General features: G+C 68.5%; 18 protein-coding genes. 7 read left to right on the top strand and 11 right to left on the bottom strand.

The features are described from left to right. Positions 1 to 40: 40 nt before the first annotated feature. The 10 genes from RQI43_RS14140 to RQI43_RS14095 form a co-directional block, all read right to left on the bottom strand. Positions 41 to 460 (bottom strand): lysozyme inhibitor LprI family protein, encoded by a 420-nt coding sequence (locus RQI43_RS14140; RefSeq protein ID WP_311275545.1) that lies wholly within the window; start codon positions 458 to 460, stop codon positions 41 to 43. Between the two features lie 143 nt (positions 461 to 603). Continuing rightward, complete coding sequence (locus RQI43_RS14135) at positions 604 to 801, bottom strand: hypothetical protein (RefSeq protein WP_207413738.1); 198 nt, start codon at positions 799 to 801, stop codon at positions 604 to 606. Positions 802 to 886: 85 nt separating this feature from the next. Further along, positions 887 to 1,660, bottom strand: coding sequence for a hypothetical protein (locus RQI43_RS14130; RefSeq protein WP_311275544.1), 774 nt, complete (start codon positions 1,658 to 1,660; stop codon positions 887 to 889). Positions 1,661 to 1,777: 117 nt separating this feature from the next. Next, the gene (locus tag RQI43_RS14125) at positions 1,778 to 3,109 is read right to left on the bottom strand and encodes a hypothetical protein (RefSeq protein WP_405030623.1); all 1,332 of its coding nucleotides are present in this window, start codon (positions 3,107 to 3,109) and stop codon (positions 1,778 to 1,780) included. 3 nt (positions 3,110 to 3,112) lie between these two features. Beyond that, on the bottom strand, positions 3,113 to 4,480 hold the full coding sequence (locus RQI43_RS14120; RefSeq protein WP_311275542.1) for a peptidoglycan-binding protein: 1,368 nt from the start codon (positions 4,478 to 4,480) through the stop codon (positions 3,113 to 3,115). Continuing rightward, positions 4,477 to 5,838, bottom strand: a complete 1,362-nt coding sequence (locus RQI43_RS14115; protein ID WP_311275541.1) for a hypothetical protein — start codon at positions 5,836 to 5,838, stop codon at positions 4,477 to 4,479. Before RQI43_RS14115 ends, RQI43_RS14120 begins: the two co-directional genes overlap by 4 nt. Further along, a complete protein-coding gene (locus RQI43_RS14110; RefSeq protein WP_056426415.1) occupies positions 5,835 to 7,214 on the bottom strand; it encodes a hypothetical protein in 1,380 nt (459 codons plus the stop codon). The genes RQI43_RS14115 and RQI43_RS14110 overlap by 4 nt, the downstream gene beginning before the upstream one ends. A gap of 19 nt (positions 7,215 to 7,233) precedes the next feature. Further along, on the bottom strand, positions 7,234 to 9,189 hold the full coding sequence (locus RQI43_RS14105; RefSeq protein WP_311275540.1) for an AAA family ATPase: 1,956 nt from the start codon (positions 9,187 to 9,189) through the stop codon (positions 7,234 to 7,236). Between the two features lie 66 nt (positions 9,190 to 9,255). Continuing rightward, positions 9,256 to 10,350, bottom strand: a complete 1,095-nt coding sequence (locus tag RQI43_RS14100; protein ID WP_311275539.1) for an AAA family ATPase — start codon at positions 10,348 to 10,350, stop codon at positions 9,256 to 9,258. Positions 10,351 to 10,353: 3 nt separating this feature from the next. Beyond that, positions 10,354 to 10,938, bottom strand: a complete 585-nt coding sequence (locus RQI43_RS14095) for a hypothetical protein (RefSeq protein WP_056426427.1) — start codon at positions 10,936 to 10,938, stop codon at positions 10,354 to 10,356. Positions 10,939 to 11,185: 247 nt separating this feature from the next. Here RQI43_RS14095 and RQI43_RS14090 point away from each other — a divergent pair, with 247 nt between their 5' ends. Further along, positions 11,186 to 11,854 (top strand): response regulator transcription factor, encoded by a 669-nt coding sequence (locus RQI43_RS14090; RefSeq protein ID WP_210348520.1) that lies wholly within the window; start codon positions 11,186 to 11,188, stop codon positions 11,852 to 11,854. 182 nt (positions 11,855 to 12,036) lie between these two features. After that, positions 12,037 to 12,828: a hypothetical protein gene (locus tag RQI43_RS14085; RefSeq protein WP_311275538.1), complete on the top strand. Its 792-nt coding sequence runs from the start codon at positions 12,037 to 12,039 to the stop codon at positions 12,826 to 12,828. Between the two features lie 29 nt (positions 12,829 to 12,857). On the opposite strand, the gene RQI43_RS14080 is transcribed toward RQI43_RS14085, so the two are convergent. Further along, the gene (locus RQI43_RS14080; RefSeq protein ID WP_311275537.1) at positions 12,858 to 13,874 is read right to left on the bottom strand and encodes a ribokinase; all 1,017 of its coding nucleotides are present in this window, start codon (positions 13,872 to 13,874) and stop codon (positions 12,858 to 12,860) included. 94 nt (positions 13,875 to 13,968) lie between these two features. Between RQI43_RS14080 and RQI43_RS14075 the strand changes: the two genes are divergently transcribed. The 5 genes from RQI43_RS14075 to RQI43_RS14055 all read left to right on the top strand — a co-directional run bounded on the left by RQI43_RS14075 (position 13,969) and on the right by RQI43_RS14055 (position 17,468). Then, the gene (locus RQI43_RS14075) at positions 13,969 to 14,664 is read left to right on the top strand and encodes a GntR family transcriptional regulator (RefSeq protein ID WP_200919077.1); all 696 of its coding nucleotides are present in this window, start codon (positions 13,969 to 13,971) and stop codon (positions 14,662 to 14,664) included. A gap of 422 nt (positions 14,665 to 15,086) precedes the next feature. Further along, positions 15,087 to 15,257, top strand: coding sequence for a hypothetical protein (locus RQI43_RS14070; protein WP_311275536.1), 171 nt, complete (start codon positions 15,087 to 15,089; stop codon positions 15,255 to 15,257). 177 nt (positions 15,258 to 15,434) lie between these two features. Continuing rightward, the gene (gene ureE, locus RQI43_RS14065) at positions 15,435 to 15,899 is read left to right on the top strand and encodes an urease accessory protein UreE (protein ID WP_311275535.1); all 465 of its coding nucleotides are present in this window, start codon (positions 15,435 to 15,437) and stop codon (positions 15,897 to 15,899) included. Further along, entirely contained in the window at positions 15,899 to 16,597 is a 699-nt protein-coding gene (locus RQI43_RS14060; RefSeq protein ID WP_056426443.1) for an urease accessory protein UreF, read from the top strand. Before ureE ends, RQI43_RS14060 begins: the two co-directional genes overlap by 1 nt. Positions 16,598 to 16,772: 175 nt before the next feature. Continuing rightward, positions 16,773 to 17,468: an urease subunit beta gene (locus tag RQI43_RS14055; RefSeq protein WP_056426446.1), complete on the top strand. Its 696-nt coding sequence runs from the start codon at positions 16,773 to 16,775 to the stop codon at positions 17,466 to 17,468. The last annotated feature ends 13 nt before the right edge of the window (positions 17,469 to 17,481 follow it).

The following is a 17,481-nucleotide window of genomic DNA, read 5'->3' as shown; positions in this document are numbered from 1 at the left end:
GGACGAATGCGCCATTGCCGATGCCTTCGGTCGGACGGCCCTACTCGGCGAGCAGGCTTTCCAGGAAGAACACCCGCCGCGCCGTCTCATCGAGATGGCAGCTCGAGGCGGCGATCAGGTCCATGGTTCCGCCTCCTCCGAAGATCATCGTCAGCTTGCAGGAGGCGGTCCTGTAGGCCAGCCAACCCCGCTGAGAATCGCGGAGCGCGGTCTTCTCCTCGTCCGTCGATTTGCGCATGAGCGTCTGGTAGGCGGCGTTCAGCTTCTTGTCCTGCAGCGACAGTTCAGCGGACGCACAATCCAGCATCTCGGCTGTGACGCCACCGGATTTGTCCATACATTTATCGTAGTCCGGGGAATATGTCTGCGTATTCATACCGGCGGCGTAGGACGGCTCGACGACGATGCTGCCGAGCAGGCTGACCATCACGGCGACGGGAAAGGCGAATGTGCGATTCATCGGGACCTTCGGTTCTCCAGACAAGAACAGCCATGATTTGACCGGTGTGAAGCCGGCTCTGAGGGGCCGTCGGAGCCGGACGGCATGGTGCCCGGTTCTAAGCAATGATCCCGCTCCGCAAGGCGCTGCCGGTCATCCCCCCGTCAGCGCATCAGCCACGACACCAGCCAGATGCCGCCTGCAAGGACGGCCCCGAAGATCAGTGTCTGGACGAGGATGTAGACCAGCAGGATTCGTCGCGGAAAATGCGCACGCGTGGCGGCATTCAGCATCTGCCGCACGCGTGCGCCATAGAGGATCGCGCCGAGGGCGACGATCGCCCCGATGAGAAGCTGCGTCATCGCCTCATTGCACCGCTCCGCAGGTCATCGTCGGCGGTGCCGCGGCAGCGCTCGCTCGGACCACCGGATTCCGACACGGGACACCTCATAGCTGTGGCATGGGAGCCGGACGGGGCCGGGGCGCGGGCGCCATTTCTCGCGGGGCGGGTGGAGACGCTGGGGCTTCGATCCGAGCGGGCGGCGGGGCTTCGACGCGGGCGGGAGGCGCGGAGGCGGTAGCGCCCGGTGCATCGGCCGCCTTCGCAGGTGGAGATTCCGGCGCCTGCCGGGTGGCGGGCGTCGCCTCTCGGACCGTGTCGCGCAGGAAGTCGCCGGTGCTGGCGGCCCGCGCCGCCGGTGCCGTCGCGGTGGTCCCGGCGGCCTGGCCCGCGCCGTTGCCGCGCGGGGCCGGCGCCTGCGAGACTGCGGGAGCCTGGCGGCGTTCGCCCTCCGGCACCGTGATCCGGAAGGTGTAGGGCACCGTCGTCCCGTCGCCGAAGGTCACGGCGACGGACAGGGTATCGAGACCGGAAAAATCGGGCCGTGCGGTGTAGAAGATCGACATCGAATCCTTCTTCACGTCCTCGCAGCCATCCACCTGCGGAATTGTGGCGCCTCGCTCGTCGATCTTGCTGCCGAGTACTCTCAGTTCCCGCCGGGTTTCGACGCGCCCGCCGCGCGGCGGTGAGACGAGGCTGATCACGGCCGCCTTGGAACGGCACCCTTGCTGGGGAAAATAATGGGTGAAGCCCTGGAGGAAGATCCGCTGGCCCGGACGGGCGGTCTTGTTCTCCGTCTCCGCGAGCGCCGGCAGCACGAGGCCATGCCCGAGGAGGCCGGCGAGCGCCAAGGATTGGAGGGTCAAGGATCGGAGGGCCAAGGATCGGAAATCCGAGCATCGCAGCGGCGCGGTGGACCGGAGGGCCGCGTTCGGGAGGCGGTGTGTCATGGGCTTCTCCTCGGCTTCGGGATGGAACGGGCGAGTCGTGGCGGGCGCTCAGCCGGGGCTGGACCGCTCTAGGACCGGCTTGCCGCCATCCGTGCGGAAGCGGACGGTGTAGGTGCTGTTGGACGTCTGGGCGCTGCACGTGATCACCACGGGGCCGCCCATGGGGTTGGGCATCTCGCAGACGCCCTTGGCCTTCACGAGGAGGCTCTGGCCGCGCTCCTCGTACATCACTTCGTCGATGGGCTGACGCAGGGTGCCGCTCTCGACCCATCCCTTCGCCGATGCGAGGAAGCTGACCTCCCGGTCGTCGGAGGTTCCGAACACGAACTCGGCACGCGCCGACCCGGTGGTGGAGGAATTCCTGGCGGTGGGGGCGCAGGACGCGGTGATGTCCTCGCCATCGATCACCAGCGATTCGCAGCGGCCCTTGAAGGTCAACTTCAGGACCATCCCCGGCGGCGTCTCCCCCGTCTCCGCCCCCGTCCCCGCATTGTCCCGGGGCACGGGCGGCGAGGCCGGGCGCGCGGTCTCGGTCGGCGGCACGCGGCCCGGATCGGTACCGGCGGCGGGCCGGTCCGACGCGTCGCGAGACTGTCCGGCCTGCCAGACACAGAGACGCGCGCCCGCACCCTCCCAGCACGGCCCCTTGGGCGCCAGGGTGCCGAGGGGAGCCGTCGCCTGCGGTGCGCCGGGGCGCTCGTTCCACGAGGCGGTGGCCTTCTGCGGGTCCCGTGGATCGCGGGTGAGCCGCGCGATGAAGTCCAGCCCTCCCCTGGCATAGGACCGGACCTCGAATCCGCCCGCCCCGTCCTGTCCGGCATCCGCCCGGAACTGGCAGGGGCCGTCGATCCGGGCCGCGCCCCCGACTTCGATGAGGCAATCGGCGGTGCGGGGCGCGCCGATCCCGGGTGCCGGCGCGACGCCGCCCCCGGCGAAACCGGGACGGCCCTCGCCGATCTTCCAGGCGCAGGTCCGGGTGCGTGGCCCCGTCCAGCAGGCCCCGCCGGAGGTGACGGCCTCGGAGGGGCCCTCGTCGGGCTTGCCGCCGGGCGTCTCGTTCCATGTCGCCGTGCCGCTTCCGGGGCTCGTCACCGCCACCACCACCCCGTAGCGGAGGTAGCCGTTCTCGTAACTGGCGAGACGGAACCCGCCCGTCCCGTAGCTGCGCGCGTCGGTCAGGAACTCGCATACGCCGTTGATGGCGATCCTGCCATCGGCCTCGACGTAGCAATCGGCCTTGCGGACCTTGATCTGCGCCTCGGCGGCGCCGGGCAGGACGAGGCCGAGCCCGACGATCCCCGCCAGGAGGGCGAGGCAGCACCGGGCCAGCCGCACTGGGTACGCCAGGGAATTCGAACCGCGATCCGCCGCCACGGGCATCTCCTAAGGGTTGCCGAGGAGGCGGCGCGCCGCCTGGATGGTCCGGTCGTTGCGCTGATCGACGATACGGCCGTGATAGAGATTCCGGTCGGCCAGTCGCTGCTGTAGCGCCGCCCAGAAGCCGGCGCCCCACCGGTCCTCGCTGAGATTCTGAATGATGTCCGTGGACTTCAATTCGAGGGCGCGGATCGCCATGTCCGCCGCCTTTCCGGGCGCGCGGGGGAGATTGGCGCCGCCGATATCGTAGAGGAAGGCCGCCGCTGCGGCCGCGGGCGCGAAGGACCGCTCGGTTATGAGGCGTTCGAGATACCGGCTCGCCAGGGCGGCGTCGGGTGTGGTGATCCGCTGTTTGTTGGTGTTGGCCGGCGACAGGAGGAGCGCGTAGAGATACTGCGCCACCGACACACCGCTCTCCGCCAAGCCACGAAGCTTCCCCTCGGCGGCGGCGTCGGTGGTCGCGCTCTTGAAGAGCGCCATCATCTCGTCGGTGCTCGGCGCCGACGCTGCGGGGCGCGCCTGGGGCGGCGGCTGGCCCGGATCGGTGGGCCGAGCCTGCGGAGCGGCGGCGGTGCCGGACAGGGCACGGATGGCCGCCTGGGTCTGAGGCGTCGCCGCCCCGTCGGCCGGCCCGGAATAGAAGCCGCGCCGGGTGAGATTGCGCTGGATCGCGGCCACGAGATCGGGGGGCTGGCGGCCGAGATCGTCGGTAAAGGTGCCGATGGCCAGCGGCAGTTTGGCCGCCACCGTGTCCATGTAAATGTCGGCGGCCTTCTGAGGGTCTTTCGGCACGCCGCTCTCCGCGTCGGCGTAGCAGCCGGCGATCCAGAAGAGTGTCGACCAGGAGTTCAGATAGTTGTTCCGGATCGCGACCGGGTTCGCCTGAAAGGCGAGCCCGTAGCGACAGCCGCGCTTGAGGTCGTACTGGCCGCGCCCGCGGTTGAGCAGGAGATCGGTCATGCCCCGCTGGGCGCCCGGATAACCGAGATCGGCGGGCTTCTGATAATAGTTCAGGGCGGTGGCGGCATCGGGCTTGACGGGGTTCTTGACGTAGATCCCGGCCCATTCGGGATTGTACAGGGCGCCCATGAACGAGCGGGCGGAGATGTCGCCGGCATCCGCCGCGGCCTTCAGCTTGTCGAAGGCGGCCTTGTCGCCATCCTTGCCGGCCTTGTCGAGGAGGTCGAGATAGATCTTCTCGCTGTCCTTGCTGTCGGCGGGTTTGCCCCAATCCGCCGAGGGTTTCAGCAAGAGCAGCGCGAGGCCGGCCACGAGGGCGATGGCGGCCTGGGGCAGGACGAGCCAGGCGGAACGGTAGCGCGCATCCGCGTACCAGAGCGCCGCATGCGCGCCGAGCCGGTCGGTCCCGCTCACGACTTCGCCTTCATGTAGGCGCGCAGGGCCGTGATGACGGCGGGGTTGCGCTTGTTCTCGACGGGGAGCGTGTAGAAGCCGCGGGCGGTCAATTCGGCCTGGAGGGCGCCCCAGAACGGGCCGCTCCAGCTGCCCGCCTCCTCGAACAGCAGCCAGAAGGTGACTTGGTCGTCCTTGAGGTCGACGCCGCGCAGGGCGAGGGCGGCCGCCTTCTTCGGATCCTTGGCGACGTTGCCCCAGCCTTGATCGTAGATCGAGGCGGCCTCCCCCGCCGCCATGACGCTGCCGGCGGCGGCTGCCCGCTCGTAATACGCGACGGCGACCTGCGCATCCGGCGCGAAGACCTGCCCCTTGTTCCGCACCGGGTTGAACAGGCGCGCATAGGCGATCTGCGCGTCCGCGTCGCCGGAATCGGCCCGGCTCTTGAGCTGAGCCATCTTGCCCCGGTCTCCCGCCATGGCGGCCCCCGCCAGGGCCGTGACTTCCGGGTCCGGCCCGCTCGGCGCCACCTTGCGCGGCTCGGGCCGCGGGGCCGCGACGGTGTTCCGGATCCCGGCCTCCACCTGGAGGGCGGTGACGATGGCGGGATTGGCGCGCCCGTCCACGAGGCCGATATAGCGCCCGGACTTGGCGAGATGGCGCTGGATCCCCGCCACCAGGGCCGGGCTCTGCATGCCGAGATTGTTGACGAAGGCGTCGATGGTCGGCTGGTGCTTGCGCCACAGCACGGCGGTCACCAGCTCGCCCGCCCTGACGGGATCCTGCCGCAGGCCGCTCTCGGGCTCGACATAGCATTTGGCGAGCTTGACGGTGACGCGCTCCTCGCCGGAGATCGTGCGGTTGAGCGTCTCCGGGTCGTCCATCCAGGTCTGGGCGAGGCGGCAGCCCCGCTTGAGATCGCCGTTGGGGTTGGCCGGATCGAGGAGCACGTCGGCCAGGCGCGTGATCGCCAGGAGGTCGCCCGCCGCGGCGCCGGGAGCATAGAGGGCGGCGGCCCGGGAGAAGTCGTTGGGCGACGGCTTCTTCGGGAAATAGGCGGCGGTCAGCGGGTCGTAGAGCGTGCCGAGCTTGGTCGCGGCGTCGATCTGGTTGCGCGTGGCCGCGGCGGTGAGTTCCTGGAACGCCTTGAGGTCGCCCTCCTTGCCGGCCCGGTCGCGCAAGGTCGTCAGCTCGGCCACCCGCGCCTTCGAGGCGGTGGCCGGCTGGCCCCATTCCCCCTGCGCGGCCAGGGACAGGCACAGCCCCGCCAGCCCCAGCGTCACCACCTGCGGCAGGCCGAACCAGGCCAGGCGGTAGCGGGCATCGCCGTACCATAGGGCCGCGTGCGCGCGCAGCCACTCGTCTCGCGCGTTGCTCATGGTCTCGATGGGCTCCGGGCCGTCCCGTTCGCCTGGGCGAAGCGTCGGATCGCGGCGATGACCGCGTCGTTGCGGCGGCTCTCGACCGGGTTGGTGTAGATGCCTCGCGCCGCCAGCGCCCGCTGGAGCGCTCCCCAGAAGGCGGGGCTCCAGGTCGCGCCGAAGACCGGGTCCGTCAGAAAGACCTGGTAGCCCGGATCGAGCTCGAGCTGGCGAAGGATGAGGGAGGCCGCCCGGTCCGGGTCCTTCTCCAGGGCGCCCGCGCCCTTGTCGTAGAGACCCGCCGCCTGGGCGGCGGCGTCGCGGGCGCCGGCCGCTGCGGCCCGCTCGAAATTGGCGGCGGACCGCCGGGCGTCCGGCGCGAAGACCTCACCCTTGTTGAGGAACGGGCTGTAGAGGTAGCCGAGGGTCGCCAGCGCGGTGGCATTCCCCCGGTCGGCGATGGCCTGGACCCGCGCCAGGGCGGCGAGATCCCGGGTCGCCGCCTGGGCGAGGCTGCGGAACTCCTCCGCCGTCAGGCCGGTGCCGGTCTCGGCGCGGCGCTCCGGGGCGGGCTCCGGCAGGAACGGGCGCAGGCCCGCCTCCCGTTCCAGCGCCGCGATCGTCTCGGGGTGGACGAGCCCGTCTACCGGACCGGTGTAGCGGCCGACGGTCCGCGCCGCCATCGCCTCCTGCAGCGCGCGGATCAGCGCGGGCTTGTGCAGCCCAAGGCCGCGCACATAGGCGCGGATCGACGGTTCGTATTTCAGCCGGAGTGTGTCGACGATGAGGTCGCCGGCCCGCCGCGGATCCTGGGGAATGCCGCTCTCGGCATCGACGAGGCAGCGGGCGAGCTTCTCGGCCAGGCGCTCCTCCCCGCGGAGCATGTCCCGCGTCGTCGCCGGATGGTCGAGCCAGGCCTTGGCCAGGCGGCATCCCCGTGTCCGGTCGTCGCCCGGGTTGAAATCCTCGAGCAGCAGGTCGGCGAGGCGCGCCATGGCGGCGGGATCCCCGGCATCGCTGCCGGCCCGGTAAAGCTCGGTTGCGCGCCCACGATCGCTCGGCACGGTCTTGCGCGGGAATCGTCCGGCGACGAGGGGATCGTAGAGGGTCGCCAGCCGGGTCGCGGCGTCGATCTCCCCCGCCTTGGCTCCGGCCGCGAGCTGGTTCAGCGCGGCGGCGTCGCCCTCCCCGCCCGCGCGGTCGCGCAGGATTTCGAGTTCGGCGGCGCGCTGCCGGGACCCGGTGGCGGGCCGACCCCATTCGCCCTGCGCCACGAGGGCGAAGAGCAGGTTGGCGAGCAGAACGGTGCCGGCCTGCGGCAGGGCGAGCCAGGCCAGGCGGTACCAGGGATCCTCGTACCACAGGCTGCCATGGACGGCGGCGCGCGCGGTCATCGTGCCGGATCTCATGCGGTCACGACGCCGTGGCGGAGGGCGCCGCGCCCCCGATGGCGCGCTCGACGTCGACGAGTTCGAACTGGCCGTGATCGCCGAGCGGATCGGCCGAGAGCCGCAGGGCCTGGGCCTCGCGCAGGCGCTCGAGGAGCGTGCGCATCTCGCGCGCGTTCGCCCAGTCGCGGCCTTGCGCGCGCCGCTCGATCCACGGGAGCAGCACGGTCTCGAACCGGGCCGGCAGCCGGAACGATTGCCGGGTCGCCATCAGGCGCAGGATTTCGAGGAGATCGTAGGGATCGTAGGCCGGGAACTCGATCGTCTTGGTGAAGCGGCCGGCAAGCCCCGGATTGGTGTCGATGAACCGGCTCATGTCCTCGGTGTAGCCGGCCACGATGACGATGATCCGGTCGCGGTTGTCCTCCATGAACTTCAGCAGGGTGTCGATCGCCTCCTTGCCGAAATCGCTGCCGCCACCACCGCCGCCTGCGGCCAGCGTGTAGGCCTCGTCGATGAACAGGATGCCGTCCAGGGCCTCCTTGCAGCGCTCCAGGGTCCGCGCCGCGGTCTGCCCGACATAGCCCGCCACTAGCCCGGCGCGGTCGACCTCCACCACATGGCCCTTCCGCAGGACGCCCAAAGCCTTGAAGATGTCGCCCATGATGCGCGCCACCTCGGTCTTGCCGACGCCGGGAGGACCGGTGAACACCATGTGCTGGCTCACCGCGCCGACCTCGATGCCCTCCGCGCGCCGCTTGGCATCCACCAGGACCCGCGCCACCACGGTCTTCACCTGCTGCTTGACCGGGGCGAGCCCGATCATCGCCTCGAGGCGGCCGATGACCCTGCGCGCCTCCTCCATGTCGATCGCGCCGGCGCCCTGGCTGCCGAGGGCGGCGGCGATGTCCGAGGGTTCGAACCGGTTGATGTCGCCGCCGGGATGGGCAGAGAGCCGCATCGCCTGGGCCTGGCGGGCCTTTTCCAGCACCGTGCGCATCTCGCGGGCATTGGCCCAATCCTCGGCGCGGGAGCGGGCGCTCACATAGGGGATCAGCTCCTTCTGGAAGCCCTCCGGCAGGACGAAGCCCTGGTTGGCCGCCATGCGCTGCAGGATCTCGGCGAGTTCCGGCGGGCTGTAGGGCGGGAACTCGATCGTCTTGGTGAAGCGGCTGGCGAGACCCGGATTGGTGTCGATGAACCGGCGCATGTCGTTGGTGTAGCCGGCCACGATCACGATGATCCGGTCGCGGTTGTCCTCCATGAACTTCAGCAGGGTGTCGATCGCCTCCTTGCCGAAATCGCCGCCGCCGGACCCGCCGGGTGCCAGCGCATAGGCCTCATCGATGAACAGGATGCCGTCGAGGGCCTCCTTGCAACGCTCCAGGGTCTTGATCGCGGTCTGGCCGGCATAGCCGGCCACCAGCCCGGCCCGGTCGACTTCTACGAGATGTCCCTTGCGCAGCACCTTCAGCGCCTTGAAGACGCTGCCGAGCACCCGCGCCACCTCGGTCTTGCCGACGCCGGGGGGGCCGGTGAAGACCATGTGCTGGCTCATGGCCGCCACGGGCAGGTTCTGGGCGCGGCGCTGCTGCTCCACCTGCATCCGGGCGATGACGCCCTTCACCTCCGCCTTCACCGGCGCGAGGCCGACCATGCCGTCCAGGGTCGCCAGCGCCGTGGCGAGGAGGTCCTTCTTCTCCACCGCCGCACCGTCATCCTCGAACTGGATCGGACGGATCTTCCGGTTCGCCCTCTCCTGATCCATCGCGCGCCGCATGCCGGCGATCCGGGCCGGAATGTAGGTGGCGGCGAGCAGGCTGCCGACGATTCCCCCGAGGATCAGGACGTTGCGCAGCAGGGCCGAGGGTGTCGCCGCCAGGGGGGCGAGCACGTCCGGCCGCAGGGCGACCACCAGGGCGGTCGCGCCGAGCACGATGGCCAGGAAGAGGGCGGCGGGATGCTTGTCGAGGCGTTCCATGGATGTGACGTGCCTTGATGCGGGTCGGGCGCGGTGCGTGTCGCGGTCCGGAAGGGGCGCTGGCCCTCAGGCGTCCTCGCCGATCGCGAAGAGCAGGTCGACGATCTCCAAGCGGCGCATGTCGCCGCCCTCCAGGGCGACGCGGGCGGCCTGCGCTTCGCGGGCCTTCTCCAGGAGGGTGCGCATCTCGCGGGCGTTCGACCAGTCGTCGGAGCGGGAACGCTGGGCGAGCCATGGGGTCAGCGCCGCCTCGAACCCCTCGGGCAGCGTGAATTGCTGGCGGGCGGCCATGCGCCGGAGGATCTCGCACAGCTCCTTCGGCTTGTAGGGCGGGAACTCGATGGTCTTGGTGAAGCGGCCGGCGAGCCCCGGATTGGTGTCGATGAACCGGCGCATGTCGTTGGTGTAGCCGGCCACGATCACGATGATCCGGTCGCGGTTGTCCTCCATGAACTTCAGCAGGGTGTCGATCGCCTCCTTGCCGAAATCGCCGCCGCCGGACCCGCCCGCGAGGGTGTAGGCCTCGTCGATGAAGAGCACCCCGTCGAGGGCCTCCTGGCACTTCTCCAGGGTCTTGGCGGCGGTCTGCCCGACATAGCCCGCCACCAGCCCGGCGCGGTCGACCTCCACGAGATGGCCTCGGCGCAGGACGTTCAGGGCGCGGAAGATTTCGCCGATCGCCCGCGCCACCTCGGTCTTGCCGACGCCGGGCGGGCCGGTAAAGATCATGTGCTGGCTGATCGCCGAGACCGGGAGGCCTTCCGCGCGGCGGCGCTGCTCCAGTTCGAGCCGGGCGATGAGGGCGTTGACCTCGCGCTTGACCGGCGCGAGGCCGACCATGCCCTCAAGCGTGGCGATGACCTCGTCGGGGGACCGCGACTCGACGATGCGGCGCGGGGCGAAGAGCAGGCGCGGCAGGCTCAAGCCCCCGGCCGGTTGCCCCAGGCCCGCCTCGGCCCGCCGCGCGGCCGTGGCCGTCACCACGAGGCCGAGGGCGGCGAAGAGGGCGGCGGCCGACCCGATGGCGGCTTGCCACCGCAACTCGCTTCCGGCGGCGTTCCACCATGCCACCGGCCCGTATTCCGTGCTCATCAGCAAAGGCGTCAGGATCGCGACGAGAAGTCCCGAGATGACGAACGGGATGATGGCGGATTTCGACATCGGTCAGCCTCCGCAGGGCTTGCTGGTGTTCCAGATGACGGGGATCCGCTGGACGCCGCCCGTCGTGTCGATCTTCAGGCCCGGCGTCAGCTCGAAGAAGACGTCCTTGGCCGCGCCCTCGACGACGATCTCTCCCCTGCCGACCTCGTAGGGGGCGGGGAACGGGACCGCGATGTTGATCGGCCCTTCGGCGACGTTGAAGGCCGGCGAGAGGTAGTTGCCCGCCCGGATACGCACTACGCCGCCGGCATTCGCCGTCATCTTCGACAGGCGCATGTTGCCGAGCGGCGCGGTGCAGGCCTTGGCCTGCGTGACGAGCTTCTCCTTCTCCTCCGGCACCAGGGTCTCGGCGGCCTTGTCGATCTCGCTCGTCTTGACGAGGTTCAGGGCCGGGCGTTCGGCCGTCCCCGCCATCTCTCCGCCACCCATGAGCAGGAAGGCCGCGATAGCGCCCGCCGCCACGATGCCACCCGCCAGGGCGATGATGCTCGGTGAAACGGCCGGCTTTGCCTGAACCGGTCCCGCAGGAGCCGCTTTGAGATCGGCGCTCCTGTCCTGAGCTTGCGTTTGATGCTCAGTATTAGACATCTTTCCAGCTCCATATTCTGGCTAAAATAATTGAAACTCCTAGTATAAGTCGACATTTTTATTAATAAATATTATTCCGTACATTAAATATTAAAATTATTCTAAAAAATCCTGGCAATTTCTCGTTTCTTAATCGGTCAAGCTTCTATGCACCTGTTAAAAATCGGTCTACTAGTACACATGACCTATGGCGTCCGCCTTGACCTTTCCTGTCTCTGTCCCGGCAGTAAGCCACCAGCTCGGTTCCATGCGGGATGAATCCGATGCCCTGGTCGGAAGTGGAGTGATCGGGACGTTGAAAGAGACGATCATCGTCGCCGATGACCATCCGCTGTTCCGCGCGGGGATGATCCACATCGCCGAACGGCTCTACCCGGAAGCCCTCGTTCGAGAAGCCGCCTCGATGGAGCAGGTTCTGGCACTGTCGCGCGCCGGGCCGCCACCGCAGACCTTTCTCCTCGATCCGGATTTTCCCGGGATCGATCCCCATCGCTCCATCGGTGCGCTGCGTGAGGAATTCCGGAAGGCCTCGATCATCGTCGTCTCGAGGATCGAGGACGAAGCCGTGATCCGCGCCGTCTTGGCCGAGGGCGCCGACGGGTTCATCGGGAAATCCCTGCCCGCGAAGGAGATCTCGCAGGCGATCGCGGCGCTGCGCGATGGCGAGAGCGTGATGAGGCGAAGCACCGCCTCGGGCCTCACCACCCCGCGCCTCACCCTTCCGCCGCTCACGCAGCGCCAGCGTGACGTCCTGCGCCTCGTCGCCATGGGGCACACCAACAAGGAGATCGCCCGGGAACTGGACATCTCCCCGTTCACGGTCCGGATCCACGTCTCGGCGCTTCTGCGGGCCCTCGACGTCACCTCCCGCTCCGCCGCTGCTGCGAAGGCGGCCAATGCCGGTGTGTTCGAATGATCCGGATTGCCGGGGCGGGTGCTCGGCCATTGCCGTCTGGGGCCGATCTCTCACTGTCCGGCATGCCGGATGCCGGCGAGGCTTCACCGTCCATGTGTTCCATCCCGTATCGGCCCCGTGGGGGCCATCCCCGGTCTGGCCCCCTGAAGAGATCCAGTGATCGTCATAGGTGTTCGAGGCGCGTGAGCGTGTGGGCGATGCTGGTCCTTGCCGGTTCGGTAGTCGGGGGGCTCCCCCCCGCCTCGGCCGATCCGGACGTCGTTCAGCCGCCGAAGGAGACCGTTCTGGCGGCGATCTGCGGGATTCCAGCGCGCGCCGAGACCGGAACCTGCCGGATGAAGGACGGCCGCCCGGCGGAGTTCTGGTACGGGACAACGATCTCCACCCCGACCGGAACTTGGTTCACAGGCTTTGCGACGATGGCGGCGCCAGGGGAAAATGCAGAGACGCCCAACCGGCGGACTATCGCCGCCGCAACCTTCGCCCTGGAGGAAATGCACTGGCGCCTCAAGGGCGTGCAGGCCGATATCGGGCAGATCGGGACCGGCAACCGCAACGGGGACGCTCCTCAAGTGGATGAGGCGCTCGGCGCCGTGACGAGGCCGGTGAACCGGATTCGTCTGGTGATGGGCCTGCGCCTGACATTCTATGGAGCGGCGGGCGCGCACAGCCTCAGCTTCCTCCTGCTGCATTTCAGCAAGGTGCCGCTTCGCTGGAGGGTGGTCGGCGAGGTCCCCGCCGGGTCCGACGACACCGCCGCCTGTGATTCCGATGACGGGCAACCCTGCGGGATGGGCAAGAGCCTGGGTCAGCTCGAGATCCTAGCGGAGGATTCGTTCAAGCCCCTCGCATGGCCTCCCATCCGGGTGACCCTCACCGGCACGGTCCGTGGCGAGGATGGAAAGGTGCGCCCTGCGACGGGCCGGGATGCCCGGACCTACGCGTTCGACGAAGTCAGCGGCACATATCGCTGAGGCGGGCCGCCATCCCCAACCCGGCCGGGTCATGGGGCCTCCATCGGGGGCGGGTAGGCGCAGAGGAATTCCGCCACCTCACCTGGATCCGGCAGTGCGTCGAGGACGCCGCTTCGTGTCACCGCGAGGGCGCCGCAGGCGGCTGCCATCCGTCCGCACTCACTCCAGGATCTGCCCGTCAGGAGGCCCGCCGCCAGGCCTGCGATGAAGGCGTCGCCGGCACCGATCGTGTCGATCGCCGTCACCGGGAAGGCCGGCTGGTCCAGGACGGTCGAGCCGCCGAGGACGATCCGCGCGCCGGCCGCGCCGAAGGTGATCACCAGCGCCTCCACGCCGCGTGCATGCAGCGCCTCCGCGAGCTTCCCGGCCACGGCGCGCAGGTCGTTGCCGCCGGCCCGCCCAGGGTACAGGAATCCGAGGAGAGCCTCCGCCTCGGTCTGGTTCACCACGAGGATCGTGGTGGATGCCAGAATCTCCGACAAGATCTCCGGCTGCGTCATCCGGAACGGCGACAGATTGAGCAGGGTCGGGACGCCGGCCACGCGCGCCGTCACGAAGGCTTCGGCGATGGCGTCGTCGCCGATCTCGAACTGCGCGATCACCATCGCGGAGGAGGTGAGGCTCGCCGCCGCCGAGCGCACGGTCTCCCGCGACAGGAGCAGGTTGGCGCCGGGATGGACTGCGAGGCAATTCTCGCCATCGGCCCCGACGAAACCGACGCCGATGCCGGTGGAGCCTGGATGGTGCCGTATCATGGCGGCGGGCAGGCCCATCCGCCGAAGCGCGGGATCCGCCAGCGCCGCGAGATGGTCCGTACCCACCGGGATCAGCCCATCGACCTCCACGCCGAGCCTGCGCAGGCCGGCGGCGACATTGAACCCCTTGCCTCCTGGCTCCCAGGCGACGGCGGAGGCCAGGAGGGATTCGCCGGGATGGGGAAGCCGGTCGACCCGGAACGTGCCGGCCGCGACGAAACTCCCGAGCACGAAGGCGCTTCCCATGTAGCGAGCCCGCCGCAAGATCCTGTAAGGAAGGGACAGTGACACGCTGCCCGCACGCTCTTCGCACGATGCCGCCGCATTGACCAAAACACCAAGCGTTTTCGCGAACCTCCGCATCCAGAACGACACGGCTCTTCCGATGTATCGGCAGCTGGAGCACCAGTTCCGGGCCATGATTACGGACGGTGTTCTTGGTCCCGGAGCCACGCTGCCAGCCGAACGGAAGCTTGCGCAAGATCTCGGCATCAGCAGGAAGACCGTCCAGCAATGCTACGACGCTCTGCGCCAGCAGCGGCTGGTGAGCGCGCATGGCCGCAACGGCTACATCGTGGAAGACGGCTTCCGGCGCATCAAGCCCGGGATGGAGCGTCTCAAGGGCTTCACCGAGGAGATGCACGAGTTGGGTCGCGTCCCCTCCTCCCGCATTCTCGAACGGACGATCGGCGAGGACCGCTCCATCGCCTCGATCTTCGGTCTCTCGTCCACGGCCCGGTTCCTCCGACTCGTGCGTGTGCGCATGGGGGACGGCATTCCCCTCTCTGTGGAGAAGGCCTGGTACGATCTCGGTCTCGCGCCCGGCCTCGCCGAGGTCGACCTGTCGGGGTCCATCTATGCCCGCCTCGCCGAGTGCGGCGTTCCCCTGGTCGATTGCGAGCAGACCATCGAGGCCGCCTCCCCCGAGGCGCAGGAATGCGCGATCTTCGGCTTTTCCGAGCCGCTTCCCTGCCTGCTGATCAAGCGCCGCTCCTACGGCACCGATTCCCGCTTGATCGAGTATGTCGAAGGGCTCTTCCGCGGCGATGCCTACGCCTACCGGCTGCGCCTGCGCACATAAGGACGATGGCAACGACCGGACCGACAGGCATCTCCCGTTTTGGTACCAGTCAAGGGTACCATTCTCTTTCCAAATTATGCGAATACTGTGGAATTGCTGCTTTTGGACCCATTTTGGTAGCGGCAATTACTTTTGCGTGATAGCCGTGGAGGCAATCGGAGCAGCCGATTCGAGGCCGATGTCCCCAAGGCATGGGCGTGATCGTCTTCATCGCTATGTGCCGCTTGGAAATGCTGAGTGGCCGAACAGGTCGTTTTCCGAGAGATACAGGTTTCGGAAGATTAGAAACGACGAGTGATTGTTTGGTTGCCGCCTTGTCGGAAGGGTTTCGATGAAATCCAGTTCTTGTCGCGATGGCTCGGAGTTTCGGTATGGCTAACCATTACTGCCTTGATCCCCTCGACCCTTCTGGGGAGGCGGAAGTGTTCGTTGTTTTCGAAGGCAAGTATCCGAATGTGCGTCTGCTCTCGGTCATCAGCCGGGATCACGATGACATCCTCTCGGATCTGGTGGAGGAGCAGCGGCGCGATCTGATCCGCGAAATCGGAGCCTTCTACCGTCCTCCCCTGACTGCGGGGGCAGCGGCGCCGTAGCGCCACGAGTTCGCCCCGGCATCAGGGCCCGTCCTGCGTCTTACCGCCTGAATGGGAAAAGATGGCTGCAGGCGATTGCAGTGGACGCGTTTCGATATACGCTCGCCCGAAAGCTGGCTGCCCGGAACGACTGAGCCTGATCTCGTCTCCCGGACCTTGCGGGAAAGCGGATACCGAATGCACGTCATCGACCGTATCGTAGGCAGCAGGCTCGATCCAGAGATCGCGCACCGCCTGCATCATCTCGATCACCGCCATGCCGTCGACATCCTGGCGATCGACAGCGCCGACATGGCCCGGCGGCGGTTACGGGCGACGACGAGGGGCGGTGAGGAGATCGCCATCGCCCTGCCTCGCGAGGAAACCCTGTTCGACGGCGCCGTTCTGATCCTGGATGCGGACCGCGCCGTGGTGGTGCGGGTCGGGGCGGAACGCTGGCTTCGGCTCGCGCCCAGGGACAGGATCGCCGCCCTCGAACTTGGCTACCACGCCGGCAACCTGCATTGGCGCGTCCGGTTCGATGGTGACGATCTTCTCGTCGCGCTCGAAGGTCCTCCGGAAGATTATCTGGCGCGCCTCGGCGATCTCGTCTCTGGCGGACGCGTGACGCATGGACTCGACGCTCGGAACGAGGCCGCCTGATGCTGCAGCGGCTCATTGCCCTGCAGCAGGCGGATTCGGCCTTTCCAAGCGGCAGCTTCGCTTTCTCGAATGGGATCGAGGGGCTTGCGGCGCTACTCGACGGCCTCGGCGGGGCCGAACTGGGCCATGCGGTCGAGGCCGTTCTACGTCACCGCTGGGCCGGCAGCGACCGGGTCGCCTTGGTTCTGGCGCATCGGGCGGCGGGGGATCTCGCGCGGCTCGCCCAGATCGATGCCGCCATGGAGGCGGCCTGCCTGCCCGAGCCGATGCGCACGGGCAGCCGCCGCAACGGTGGTGCGCTGCTCGCCGCCCATACCCGCATCGGGACGGCGGGGGCCGACGGGTTGCAACGCGCCGTGCGCGACGGCCGCCTTCTCGGGCATCTGGCGGTGATGCAGGGCGCGCTGTGGCGATCCCTCGGTCTGGACGAAACGGCGATCACCGAGATCGCCGGCTACCAATGTGCCACTGCCCTCGTCACCGCGTCCGTCAGGCTCGGGCTGGTCGGCGCCATCGAGGCTCAGCGCATCCTGACCGCCCTGATGCCGGTTCTGGCGGAGATTGCGGCCCAACCTATGCAGGGGGCGGCCCGGGACGACAGGGAAAGCCCGGACATCATGCTCGTTGCCTTCACACCGCTGATCGAGATCGCCACCATGCGCCATGCGCGGGCCGATCTGCGCTTGTTCGCGAATTGAGGTGCGGTTCCGGAAGGCGGGCCCCGATTGTCACCTTCGAGCCCGCAGCGCCCCGATCGATCTGTGGTTTGCCGGCCCGCGGTTTTTTGATCCGCGGTTTCTTGATTCACGTCTTGCCGCATGGCGGCTCGGAAGTCCCGCCTCCTTCTGCCGCGTCATGCGTTGAGGATTGCCCATGCTGCTGACACCGACCGAACTCGAACGGCTGACCATCTTCACGGCGGCGGAACTGGCACGGAAGCGTCGCGCGCGCGGCCTCAAGCTCAATTATCCGGAGGCCGTCGCCATCATCACCGACGAGATCCTCGAAGGCGCCCGCGACGGGCGCAGCGTCGCCGATCTGATCGGGTGGGGCTCGACCATCCTGACCACCGGGGACGTCATGCCCGGCATCGCCGCCATGCTGCCGATCCTGCAGGTCGAGGGCGTGTTCCCCGACGGGACCAAGCTCGTCACCGTGCACGAGCCGATCCGGCCCGCCGAAGGGGCGCCGGCCGATACGCTGGAGCCCGGCGCCATCCTGCCCGCCGAGGGGGAGATCGAGCTGTCCGCAGGGCGTCCCCGCACGACTATCGAGGTGGTCAATACCGGCGACCGTCCGGTGCAGATCGGGTCGCATTACCACTTCTTCGAGGTCAACCGCGCCCTCGACTTCGATCGTGAAGCGGCGCTCGGCCTGCGCCTCGATATCCCGGCCGGCACTGCGGTGCGGTTCGAGCCGGGCCAGCGCAAGACCGTGACCCTGGTGGGGTTCGGCGGCGAGCGCCGGCTCACCGGGCTGAACGACCTGACCCAGGGGACGATCGATACGCCGGCGGACCGCGCCGCCGCCCTGGCGCGGGCCAAAGCCGGCGGCTTCAAGGGTGCCTAGAAGTCCGGGCGTG

The organism is Methylobacterium sp. WCS2018Hpa-22 (genome assembly GCF_031843785.1).
GTDB lineage: Bacteria > Pseudomonadota > Alphaproteobacteria > Rhizobiales > Beijerinckiaceae > Methylobacterium.
Note: the sequence above shows the minus strand (reverse complement) of the source record. Positions and strands in the feature narration are given on the sequence as shown.